The sequence below is a fragment of the Mycobacterium interjectum genome, from assembly GCF_900078675.2.
GTDB lineage: Bacteria > Actinomycetota > Actinomycetes > Mycobacteriales > Mycobacteriaceae > Mycobacterium > Mycobacterium interjectum.
This window is the reverse complement of sequence record NZ_LT546237.1, coordinates 2977347-2988552: the sequence shown is the minus strand read 5'-3', so window position 1 is coordinate 2988552 and position 11206 is coordinate 2977347. Positions and strand designations below refer to the sequence as shown.

Genomic DNA, 11206 nt, shown 5'->3' with positions numbered 1-11206 from the left:
ACAACGGTCAGTCGCCACGGGGTTCCGGAAAAGCGACGTCCGCGTTGCCCGGCATCGCGCTGATGCCGCGCCGCGCACACACTTCCAGTACCTCGTCGACGATGGATGCGGGCACGATGAACTTCGCCGTGGACGAGATCTCCTCGAGGTGCGCCTGGATGTCTTCGGCCGTCGGCCGGCTCTCGGGGTCGGCCAGCCAGCCTTCGCTGAGCCCGACGAACACCCGCGCGTAGCGCCCGGCGGCGGCCGAATAGTTCCGGTGGGTGAACGTGCAGGCGGTGCTGGCGAGGAAGGTCACCAGCGGCACGACCAGGTCGGGCCGGATGGCCTGCATGAAGCCGGATTCGGCGAGAAACTTCTCGTCGCCGACGGTCTCGGTGACCATGCGCGAGAAGCCGGTGGGCATAACGGAATTGGCGAGGACTCCGTGAGGCTCGCCCTCGATCGCGATCACGTTGGTCAACCCGACCAGGCCGGCCTTGGCCGCGGCGTAGTGGGCCTCCATCGGCTGACCGAAGATTCCGGCGGAGGACGAGATGAACACGAACCTGCCGCCGCCGTTCTTCTTCATGACGCGATACGCGGGCTGAGCCAGATGAAAGCCGCCGTCCAGATGCACGCGCAGCATTCGCGTCCACTCGTCGGCCGAGAGGTCTTCGAACGGCGTGCTGCCGAAGATTCCCGCGTTGCTGACCACCGCGTCGAGGCGGCCGAACGCGCCCACCGCCGCATCGACGATCGCCTGGCCACCCGCGGGACTGTCGACCGAGTCATACGAGGCGACGGCCGTGCCGCCCGCCGTCGTGATCTCGGCGACCACCTCGTCGGCGACGCCGGAGTCGGCGCCCTCGCCACGCATCGAACCGCCGAGGTCGTTGACCACCACCGCGGCGCCCCGGCGGGCCAAATCCAGTGCGTAAAGGCGGCCGAGCCCCCGACCGGCCCCGGTGACCACGGCCGCCTGGCCGGTGAAGTCGATCATGCGTCTCCCGATTGACTGCAATTTTGCCGGACTCTACGGTGGAACAGATATTTGGTCAAAGGGAGGTTGAGCGTGGGGGACGACGCTCGTGCCGAGCGGCTGCAGGCCCTGGGCATGTTCGCGTCCGCGCTGGCGGGCCGCGCCACGGCGGTCGCCGGGCTGCGACCGGGCGAACCCCCCTGGACGGACGGCCAGACCATTTACGTCGATGCCGCCGCCGAAGGCCGCGCGCAACTCGAAGCGGTTGCCGTACAGGCATCGATGATCGCGGCGGGCAGCCTGGCCCCGGGCGTCGTGCGTCCGCTCGTCCGTCATCCGCGGTTGGCCCGGCGCTACCTGGCGGTCGAGGGGCACCGCGCGCTGGTCGCCGCCGGCGACCTGCTCCCCGGCATGCTGGCGTCGTTGCCCGACAGCGAGATGGCGAGCCGCAGCGACTCACCCGCGGCGTCGCTGCGAATCGCCAAGGCGCGCGCGAGGATCGACGACCCGCCGGCTGGATTCGGCGTGATCCGTGCGGCGAAGGTGCTGGCCGCGCGCCGCGTGGCCGAACAACAGGACCAGGCGAGTCCCGGGCACGTGCCGCGCAGCCGGGGCGCGAGGGAACTGGCGGAGCTCGATGACGGTGAGACCGACGATTCCGACGATCCGGACCTGTTCACCAGCCCGGTGGGCGGGGGCGGCTTCATCGGCAAGTGGTTGAAGAAGATGTTGTCGTCGGCGCGCAAGACCGGCAGCGGCGGCGGACCGCCGGGGGCGGACACCCCGACGCATCGCACGAACTCGGGAATCCGCGGCCTGCACGCCGTGTCGTCGCTCGCGTCGCCCTCGACCCAGGACATCAACGACGAGGGCGCCGCAGCGGCCGCGGACGGCGTGAGGTATCCGGAGTGGGACGCCGGGCGCCAGGGCTACCGGCCCGCGTGGTGCACCGTGCGCGAGGTCGAGCCGACGATCAAAGCGCAGGCGACCCAGGAGATCGACGCCGCCATCGGGGTGCGGCGGCCGCTCTCGCGGCTGGGAATGGGGCTGCACCGCCGCCATCGTCAGTCGCAGGGCGATGACATCGACATCGACGCCGCGGTGGAGGCCCGCGTCGAGGTGCGGGCCGGGTCGGTCCCCGACGAGGCCGTCTACCTGGACAGCCTGCGCCGCCGCCGGGACCTGTCGGTGCTGCTGCTGCTCGACGTGTCGGGCTCAGCGGCCGAGGCCGCAACGGTGGGCCGCACGGTGCACCAGCAGCAGCGCGCGGCGGTCGCCAATCTCGCCGTCGCACTGCATGACCTGGGCGACCGCGTGGCGCTGTACGCCTACTACTCGCAGGGCCGGCAGGCGGTCAGCATGATTCCGGTGAAACGGTTCGACGACCACCTCGACTCCCGCGTCATGAGGCGGCTGAACAGCCTGGAACCCGGCGCATACTCCCGCCTCGGTGCGGCCATCCGCCACGGCTCGGCGGTCTTGGAGGCGCGCGGGGGAACGGCGCGGCGACTGCTGGTCGTGCTGTCCGACGGGCTCGCCTATGACCACGGATACGAACGGGCCTACGGCGCCGCCGACGCGCGCCGCGCCCTGACCGAGGCCCGCCGCCGGGGGACCGGCTGTGTATGCCTGACGATCGGTGCGGGCACCGACGTGCGGTCGCTGCGCAGAGTCTTCGGCAGCGCCGCGCACGCCACGATCGCGCGCCCGGATCAACTCGCCGGCGTCATCGGCCCGTTGTTCCGGTCCGCGCTGCGCTCGGCGGAGGTGCGCCGCCGGCCGCGTACCCCCGCGCCCGCCGGCGGTCGTTGAAACAAACATCTGTTCCGGATAGGCTCCAATCAACATCGAAAGGGAAGCCATGGCCAACGAGCCTGGGGTTGCTCACCGGAACGGCGTGACCCCCGAGGCGGACAGCGTGCGGCCCTACTACAAGGCGATCGGCAACGAGGAAGCCATTTTCAAGGCCGCCTACCGCCAGGGCCTGTCACTCGTCTTGAAGGGGCCGACGGGGTGCGGCAAGACCCGCTTCGTCGAGGCGATGGCCTACGACCTGGGCCGCCCGCTCATCACCGTCGCGTGCCACGACGACCTCACCACCGCCGACCTCGTCGGCCGGTATCTGCTGCGGGGCGACGAGACGGTGTGGGTGGACGGCCCGCTGACCCGGGCCGTGCGCGAGGGCGCTATCTGCTACCTGGACGAAGTGGTGGAAGCCCGGCAGGACACCACCGTGGTGCTGCACCCGCTCGCGGACCACCGGCGCCAGCTGCCCATCGAGCGTCTCGGCATCACGCTGGGCGCCGCGCCCGGGTTCGGCCTGGTGGTGTCCTACAACCCCGGTTACCAAAGCGTGCTCAAGGATCTCAAGGATTCGACGCGCCAGCGGATGGTCGCCGTCGAATTCGGTTTCCCCCCAGCCGATGTCGAAGAGGGCATCGTTGCGCACGAGGCGGGCGTGGACGCGCCCACCGCGGCCGAGCTGGTGCGTCTCGGAGCGGCCATCCGCCGCCTGGAAACCGGCGGGCTGCGTGAGGTCGCGTCGACCCGGGTGCTGATCGCGGCCGGCAGGTTGGTCGCGGAGGGCCTGACCCTGCGGGAGGCGGCCCGGGCCGCGGTCGCGGGACCGCTCACCGACGACGCGGCGGTCGGCAAAGCGCTGGCCGAGATGATCGAGATCTACCTGGGCGCGGCGGCCGAATGATTGACGCTGTATACCGTCGCGGCTAGGGTCTGAACAAATATTAGGTTTACGTCCGGAGGCCGGAATGTCCTACGAAAGCAGCGCGGAACCGATCAAGGTCGGCTACCTGATGGACTTCGCGCTGCCGCCGGGATTCCCCGAGGAATTGATGGCGAGTTTCACGCGGTGCTTCGACCTCATCTTCGAAGAAGCCCGCGAACAGGGTCTGATCGATCGCCCGGTGCACATGATCTACCGCGAGGTGGAGGGGTTGCCCAAGGGATCGGTCAAAGCGGTGATCGATGCCTTCGGCGAACTCGTCGACGAGGGCTGCCTGGTGGTGTTCGGCCCGCACATCACCGACAACTGCGTGCCCACCCGCGAGGCGATCGAGGAGCGGTTCAAGGTCCCGGCGATCAGCGTCACCGGCACCGACGACTGGTTGGGCGAATGGACCTTCGCCTTCCCGCAGGGATCCATGACCGACGAGCCGATCTTCATCGCCGACCTGGTCGCCAAACGCGGGCTCACCGAGATCGGGGTGCTGGTCGAGCAGAACCTGATCGGCGAGAGCTACCTGAAGAACCTGCGAAGCGCGTGCCGGCGCAACGGGATTCGCATCGTTGCGGAGGCGGCGATCGCGCAGACCGCGCAGGACATCAACGAGGCCGTGCGCACCCTGCACGACGCGAAGGCCGAGGCGATCGTGCACCTGGGCTTCGGCTTCGGGATCGTGTTCATCAACCCGGCGCTGCAGGCCGTCGATTGGGACCCGCCACGGTTCACCACCACGGCCTTCCAGAACGCCTGGGTGAACCCGATCATGTGGGACGCCTTCCTGGGCTGGGTCGGGGTCGACCAGTACGACGAGGCGAACCGGCTCGGCCAGGACTTCCTCGACCGCTATGCCGCGAAGTATGACGGCAGCCGTCCCGAATACTGCGTGCCGGTGGTCAACCGTGACGTCGCCGCCACGCTCGCGCGCGCATTCGCCGACGCGCACCCGCTCAGCCCGCGCGGCGTCAAGGAGGCGCTGGAGCGGGTGAAGATGATGCCCGCCGCCTCGGGCGCCCCCGGCACCCGGGTGTCCTTCGGCAAGTGGACGCGCCGGGCCTGGATGGGCGCCGGCTACCTGGTGGCCCGGAGTCTCGATGCCGACGGCGTCAACTCGCACCTGGTCGATCGCTTCGGTGAGGAAGGCTGAATCGTGTCAACCGAACAGTCCACCCCGCCCGTCGTAGCCGAGAAGGCGGCGCCCCCGCAGAAGCGCGGCAGGGGCGGCTGGGTCGCCGGCGCCGCCCTGGCCGCGTTCGCGCTCTTGTTCATCGCGAACTGCCGCGTTGCGCTGGACCCGCGCGTCGCAAACCCGAACGTGCACGGCCGGCCGCGGCCGGTGAGGTTCATCTTCGGGCTGGACTACATCGCGTTCCTGCAGATCTCGACCGTGATCATGTTGCTGGTGCTGCTGGCGGTTTTCATCAGGGGCTGGCGGCGCAATCCGGGCAGCCCGGTGATGCTGATGTTCCTGTGCACCACGCTGATCGTGTGGCAGGACCCGATCATGAACTGGTCGCCGTTCGCCGTCTACAACCCCGACCTGATCCACTGGCCGGAGTCGTGGCCGCTGGTGTCGCTGTCGCCGACGGTCGAACCGTTCGTCGTGTTCGGTTACGTCACTTTCTATTTCGGCCCGTACTTCCCGGCGATCTGGATCCTGCGCAAACTGCAGGCGCGCCGGGGGCCCGAGGCTTTCGTGTCGCGGCACCCGTTGGTCTGCCTGGGCGTGCTGACCTGTGCCATCGGCTTCGTCTTCGATGCGTGGCTGGAGATCCAGCTGGTCCACATGGGCATGTACATCTACTCTCAGGTGATTCCGTGGGGTTCGGTGTTCACCGGCACCACCTTCCAGTTCCCGCTGATCTGGGAGTCGTTCTCGGTGACGTTCGTGATGGTGCCGGCCGCGATCCTGTGTTACCGCGACGACACCGGAAAGTCGGTGGCGGAGAAGCTCGCCGCCAAAGCCAAGGTTTTCCCGAGCCGCCCGGTGCTCGGCACGTTCCTGGTGATGTTCGCCATCATCAACGTGTCCTACTTCGCCTACGGGGCGTGGTTCTGGGCGATCAAGGCCAGCCACGCGGCGACGTCTGTCGCGTGCCCGTGGCCCTATCCAGAGGCGAAAGTGTACGACCCGCAAGGTTATTACGAGAAGGCCGGCGCGCAGGGCCCTTACTCGGTCGGCATCTGGTCGACCTGGGCGAGCGGGGAGCCCCACGGCCGACCCCAGGCGAAGAAGCCGCCGCCAGGCGAAGGCGCGTGCGCCACCCCGAGCGCGCATGGCTGAGCCGCGCACGGTCGTCGTCACCGGTGCGTCGCGCGGACTGGGGTTCGCGTCGGCCGTGCGTCTCTACCGCGAAGGGTGGCGGGTCGTCGCGGCGATGCGCACGCCCGACCCGGGAATGGCGCTGCTGCGCCAGGCCATCCGATCAGAGGGAGCCGGTGCGGAGGACGACCGGCTGATCGGGGTGCAGCTCGACCTGACGGACGCCGCGTCGATCGCCGCGGCGGCCAAGGCGATCGAGGAGGCCGTGGGCGCGCCCTACGCGCTCGTGCACAACGCGGGCATCTCCGCCGCCGGCGTGGTGGAGGAGACCGACATGGCGCTGTGGCAGCGGATGTTCGCCACCAGCGTCCTGGGCCCCGTCGCGCTCACCCAGGCCTTGCTGCCCGCGATGCGGGCGGCGGGCGGGGGCCGAATCGTGTTGGTTTCCAGCGCGGCCGGCGTGCGCGGGCAGCCGGCCACCGCGCCGTACTCGGCGGCCAAGGGAGCGCTGGAGCGGTGGGGCGAATCCATGGCGTGCGAGATCGCGCCCTTCGGGCTCGGTGTCACCGTCCTGGTGGCCGGCATGTACGACACCGAGATCATCACCGACGCGGGCACCACCGACAATCGCGATTTCGCCGGCCCCTACGCCCGGATCCACACCACCATGAACACCCGCGGGCGCTTCGCGATGAGGCTGGCCCGGCCGCCCGAGCGATTCACCGACGGCCTGCTGAAGGCGCTGGACGACCGGCGGGCGTTCCGTCGCCGTGGCGTTGGCCCGGACGCCTCGATGTTGTTGGCCGCCAACAGGATTCTCCCGGCGTCGGGTATGCACCACGTGTCGCGGATCGTGCTCGGCATTCCGCGGCGGGGCTCGATGCGGGGCGGGGCGTGGCCGTTGACGACGGCCCAAAGAGCGATGGTGCTTGTCGCGCGGGTTCTTCCGCAGCCGCTATTGCAGCGCTTGGCCGCACGGCGACAAGGAAATTAGGAGTATCGATGGAACAGCTTTTCGACGACCTGGAGGATTTCGGCGCCTTCGATGACGCGATATCCGGTGACGTGCGCGACCCGTACACCGAGTTGGCGCGGCTGCGACGTGAGGAACCGGTGCAGCGACTCGAGACGTCGGGAGCGCTGCCGCACGAGGAATCGCTGCCGATGTTCATCGCGTATCGCCACGAGGACGTCCAGCAGATGTTGCGAGACAACGAGACGTTTTCCTCGGCGGCCGTCATCGCGGCGTTCGGCCCCGTGCTGGGCGAAGGTGTGATGCTCGGCATGGACGAACCGGTGCACGGGCGGCTGCGCTCGTTGGTGTCAAAGGCGTTCTCGCAGAAGTCATTGGCGCGCTGGCAGGACGAGCTGGTCGGCCGAGTGGCGAATGGCCTGATCGACAACTTCGCACCCAACGGCAAGGCGGATCTGGTGAAGGAGTTCACCTTCGACTATCCGAGCCAGATCATCGCGGGACTGTTGGGCCTGCCGGAGAAGGACTACCCCCAGTTCCAGCGGTGGTCGATTTCGCTGCTGAGTTGGTTGATGAACCCGGAGCGGGGGCTGGCGGCCTCGGCCGCCCTGTGCGACTACTTCGCCCCGATACTCGAGGCCCGCCGGGCCGAGCCGAAGGACGACCTGATCAGCGCGCTCGGTGCCGCCGAGATCGACGGGCAAAAGCTCGCGGACGAGGAGATCTTCTCCTTCCTTCGGCTGCTGTTGCCCGCCGGCGTCGAGACGACCTACCGATCGCTGGGCAGCCTGCTCTTGGCGTTGTTGTCGGATCCCGCGCAGTTGGACGCGATCCGCGCGGACCGGTCCCTGCTGCCGCAGGCCATCGAGGAGGGTGTGCGGTGGGAACCACCGCTGCTGACCATCACCCGGGTCGCGACCCGCGACACCGAGCTCGGCGGCGTGGCGATCCCGGCCGGGGCGACGGTGATGCCGATGCTGGGATCCGCCAACCGGCAGGAGGACCGCTACCCCGACCCGGACACCTTCGACATCTTCCGGCAAGCCAGGGCCCACCTGGGCTGGGGGCACGGGGTGCACGTCTGCCTCGGCATGCACCTGGCGCGGCTGGAGATGCGGACTGCGGTCAACCTGCTGCTCGACCGGCTGCCGAACCTGCGGCTCGACCCCGACGGCGACGACCCGCACATCCGCGGGCAGGTTTTCCGGTCGCCGACCTCGGTGCCGGTGCTGTTCGACCCCCAGTAACCAGCCCCGCAGCGTTTGTACCTTGCCAATCGGCTAGGTTGCGGTAAGGCTCTCTGTAGCCCCCTCAACGACTCAGAAGAGAGTGACAAACATGACCGAGGCTGTAAAGGTCCGCTTCGAGCCCAAGATGATGATCGACGGCAAGCTCGTCGAGGGTCAGGCCGGCACCTTCACCAACATCAACCCCGCGACCGAGGAGCCGCTCGGCGAGATTGCGGACGCGTCGAAGGAGGACATGCACCGGGCCATCGACGCCGCCCGGCGCGCCTTCGACGAGTCCGACTGGTCGACCAACAAGGAGTTGCGCAAGCGCTGCCTGTTGCAGCTGCACGAGGCCATCGAATCCGAGAAAGAGGAGCTGCGCGAGGAACTCATCCTCGAGGTCGGCTCCCCCCGGGCGATCACGTTCGGCCCGCAGCTGGACGCGCCGCTGCAGGACGGGCTGAAATACCCGGCCAGGCTGATCGACGAGTACGCCTGGGAAACCGACCTCGGCGACCGGGTGATCAGCCTCACCGGCACGAACACCTCCGTCAAGGTCTGGCGGGATCCGGTGGGCGTCGTCGGCGCCATCGTGCCGTGGAACTTCCCGTTCGAGGTCACCATCAACAAGCTCGGCCAGGCGCTGGGCACCGGCAACACCGTGGTGCTCAAGCCGGCGCCCAACACGCCGTTCAACGCGACCCGCCTGGGCCGGCTGATCGCCGAGAAGACCGACATCCCCGCGGGCGTCGTCAACGTCGTCACCGCGTCGGACCACTTCGTCGGCGAGGAGTTGACGCTGTCGCCGAAGGTGGACCTGATCTCGTTCACGGGTTCGACCACCGTCGGCCAGCGGATCATGGAAAAGGGCGCGGCCACCATGAAGCGGCTGTTCCTGGAGCTCGGTGGCAAGTCGGCGACCATCGTCCTCGAGGACGCCGACTTCGGGATGGCCTGCGCGATCGGCATCGCCCCCTGCATGCACGCCGGGCAGGGCTGCGCCAACCCGACCCGCATGCTGCTGCCGCGGTCCCGCTACGACGAGGGGGTGGAGATTCTCAAGAGCATCTACGAGAACGTCACCTGCGGTGACCCGCAGGACCCCGGAACCCTCTGCGGCCCGGTGATCTCCGAGGTGCAGCGCAACCGCGTGATGGGCTACATCCGCAAGGGCGTCGAGGAGGGCGCCACCGCGCTGGTCGGCGGACCGGACGCGCCCACCGGCTTCGACAAGGGATTCTTCGTCCGGCCAACGCTTTTCACCGACGTCGACAACTCCATGACGATCGCCCAGGAGGAGATCTTCGGGCCCGTGCTGTCCGTCATCCCGTTCGACGACGAGGAGGACGCGATCCGGATCGCCAACGACAGCAAGTACGGATTGGCCGGCAACGTGATGTCGGGCTCCCTGGAGCACTCGCTGGCGGTGGCCCGCCGGATCCGGGCCGGGTTCATCGGCGTCAACGGCGGAGCGCCGTACGGCGCCGACACCCCGTTCGGCGGTTACAAGTACAGCGGGGTCGGCCGCCAGAACGGCGTCGCCGGTTTCGACCAGTACACCGAGATCAAGTCGGTGGGCTACCCCGCCGGCTGACGCGAAGCGTTGCGACGCAAGACATGGCCACCGATGCCTTTGTGCACGGCGGTGGCCATGGTGGCTACCCCGGCCGGCTCGAGTAGATGTGGGCGGGTTGACACCGCACTCGGGGAAGTGGTTCGAGCAGCGATTGCGGCTGGCCAACGAAGCCGCGCTCGCCCGGATCCCGTAACCCCACCTGTGCACCACACCGTGCATGCGCTGGCGTGATGTCGATGGCCTCCGGCAGAGGGCCGACCACCGGCTGTGGGACCTCGACACCGGTCACGAGATCACGAGCACCGAACCGGGCTGGGTTGCCGACAAGCTGCCGCGGGTCGCCGCAGGCTCCGCGGCAAAGCGAGAAGACACTATTTTGCGTCATGAGCGCTCGCCGCTCACGAATCCGATTAATATGAATTCGTTGCGCGACGTCTGGGTGATCCCAGAAATGGTACCTATCCGTATGAATATGAGCTGCAAGCGCAATACCGGGGGATGAATTCACGACGACGCGCTGCCGACCTATAGCAAACTTTGGCATGCGGGATCCCATTGTCTCGCTTGCGTGTTGATAACCCTGTCTGCCCGCGACCCTTCGCGAGTCAAAATGCTGTACGCATGGAACCCGCCTCGGGCCGGGAAGATGCATTTGTCAAAAATTTCGACATCGCAAAAGATAACGGTTCTATAACAAATTGCTGGTGGTCGTATCGACGGATACCGACATTTTGCGCCGGCCAATAACATCTGCCGGGCCTCCCGTTTCTTTTCGAAAGCAGGATGAATGCCATGTCATTTGTGATCGCGGCACCAGAGGCCCTGATAGCGGCGGCTTCGGATTTGGGCACTATCGGCTCGGCGATCCGCGCGGCCAACGCCGCGGCGGCGGCCCCGACAACGCAGCTGGCGGCTGCCGCCGCCGACGAGGTGTCGGCGGCCATCGCGGCGCTGTTCTCCACGCATGGTCGGGCTTATCAAGCGGCCACCGTGCGGGCATCGATATTCCACGGCGAGTTCCTGCAGGCCTTGGCCGCGGGTGCGAATTCGTATGCCGGCGCGGAGGCTGGCATTGCGACCGCGTTCACGGCGAACCCGCTGCAGATTGCGGAGCAGGAAGCGGTCGCGTCGATCAACGCTCCCATCCTGACGCTGACAGGCCGCCCGCTGATCGGCAACGGCGCCAACGGCGCCCCCGGCACCGGGGCCAACGGCGCGCCCGGCGGCTGGTTGCTCGGCAATGGCGGAGGGGGCGGTTCCGGGGCGCCGGGCCAAAACGGCGGCGCTGGCGGGGCCGCCGGGCTGATCGGCACTGGAGGAGCCGGCGGGGCCGGCGGGCCCGTCCAGTCCGGTGCAGGCGGGTCCGGAGGCGCCGGCGGCGCCGGTGGGTGGGTGTTCGGCGACGGCGGGGTGGGCGGCGGCGGTGGGGCCGCGTACGGCGATGGCGATATCGGACCCCAGGGC

General features: G+C 68.5%; 10 protein-coding genes. 9 read left to right on the top strand and 1 reads right to left on the bottom strand.

The window, feature by feature from the left end; genetic code table 11:
- Positions 1 to 7: 7 nt before the first annotated feature.
- The gene (locus BN4348_RS48680) at positions 8 to 982 is read right to left on the bottom strand and encodes an SDR family NAD(P)-dependent oxidoreductase (RefSeq protein ID WP_066915030.1); all 975 of its coding nucleotides are present in this window, start codon (positions 980 to 982) and stop codon (positions 8 to 10) included.
- Positions 983 to 1054: 72 nt separating this feature from the next.
- On the opposite strand from BN4348_RS48680, the gene BN4348_RS48675 reads away from it, so the two are divergent.
- The 9 genes from BN4348_RS48675 to BN4348_RS48640 all read left to right on the top strand — a co-directional run.
- Positions 1055 to 2773: a nitric oxide reductase activation protein NorD gene (locus tag BN4348_RS48675; protein ID WP_066915028.1), complete on the top strand. Its 1719-nt coding sequence runs from the start codon at positions 1055 to 1057 to the stop codon at positions 2771 to 2773.
- A 49-nt stretch (positions 2774 to 2822) separates the two neighbouring features.
- Complete coding sequence (locus BN4348_RS48670) at positions 2823 to 3665, top strand: CbbQ/NirQ/NorQ/GpvN family protein (RefSeq protein ID WP_066915026.1); 843 nt, start codon at positions 2823 to 2825, stop codon at positions 3663 to 3665.
- A gap of 64 nt (positions 3666 to 3729) precedes the next feature.
- Positions 3730 to 4848: an ABC transporter substrate-binding protein gene (locus tag BN4348_RS48665; RefSeq protein WP_066915024.1), complete on the top strand. Its 1119-nt coding sequence runs from the start codon at positions 3730 to 3732 to the stop codon at positions 4846 to 4848.
- A 3-nt stretch (positions 4849 to 4851) separates the two neighbouring features.
- Entirely contained in the window at positions 4852 to 5985 is a 1134-nt protein-coding gene (locus BN4348_RS48660) for a spirocyclase AveC family protein (protein WP_066915022.1), read from the top strand.
- Positions 5978 to 6958 (top strand): SDR family oxidoreductase, encoded by a 981-nt coding sequence (locus BN4348_RS48655; protein ID WP_066915020.1) that lies wholly within the window; start codon positions 5978 to 5980, stop codon positions 6956 to 6958. The genes BN4348_RS48660 and BN4348_RS48655 overlap by 8 nt, the downstream gene beginning before the upstream one ends.
- An 8-nt stretch (positions 6959 to 6966) precedes the next feature.
- Complete coding sequence (locus tag BN4348_RS48650; RefSeq protein ID WP_066915018.1) at positions 6967 to 8184, top strand: cytochrome P450; 1218 nt, start codon at positions 6967 to 6969, stop codon at positions 8182 to 8184.
- A 91-nt stretch (positions 8185 to 8275) separates the two neighbouring features.
- Entirely contained in the window at positions 8276 to 9760 is a 1485-nt protein-coding gene (locus tag BN4348_RS48645; RefSeq protein WP_066915016.1) for an aldehyde dehydrogenase family protein, read from the top strand.
- A gap of 199 nt (positions 9761 to 9959) precedes the next feature.
- On the top strand, positions 9960 to 10244 hold the full coding sequence (locus BN4348_RS59655; RefSeq protein ID WP_142308734.1) for a hypothetical protein: 285 nt from the start codon (positions 9960 to 9962) through the stop codon (positions 10242 to 10244).
- A gap of 290 nt (positions 10245 to 10534) precedes the next feature.
- A partial coding sequence (locus BN4348_RS48640; RefSeq protein WP_235852785.1) for a PE family protein occupies positions 10535 to 11206 on the top strand: 672 nt, incomplete at its 3' end.

Bases quoted from the DNA above. Each gene is read 5' to 3' on its own strand.
- BN4348_RS48680 (WP_066915030.1), bottom strand. From the start codon at position 982: ATGATCGACTTCACCGGCCAGGCGGCCGTGGTCACCGGGGCCGGTCGG.
- BN4348_RS48670 (WP_066915026.1), top strand. From the start codon at position 2,823: ATGGCCAACGAGCCTGGGGTTGCTCACCGGAACGGCGTGACCCCCGAG.
- BN4348_RS48665 (WP_066915024.1), top strand. From the start codon at position 3,730: ATGTCCTACGAAAGCAGCGCGGAACCGATCAAGGTCGGCTACCTGATG.
- BN4348_RS48655 (WP_066915020.1), top strand. From the start codon at position 5,978: ATGGCTGAGCCGCGCACGGTCGTCGTCACCGGTGCGTCGCGCGGACTG.
- BN4348_RS48650 (WP_066915018.1), top strand. From the start codon at position 6,967: ATGGAACAGCTTTTCGACGACCTGGAGGATTTCGGCGCCTTCGATGAC.
- BN4348_RS48645 (WP_066915016.1), top strand. From the start codon at position 8,276: ATGACCGAGGCTGTAAAGGTCCGCTTCGAGCCCAAGATGATGATCGAC.
- BN4348_RS59655 (WP_142308734.1), top strand. From the start codon at position 9,960: ATGCGCTGGCGTGATGTCGATGGCCTCCGGCAGAGGGCCGACCACCGG.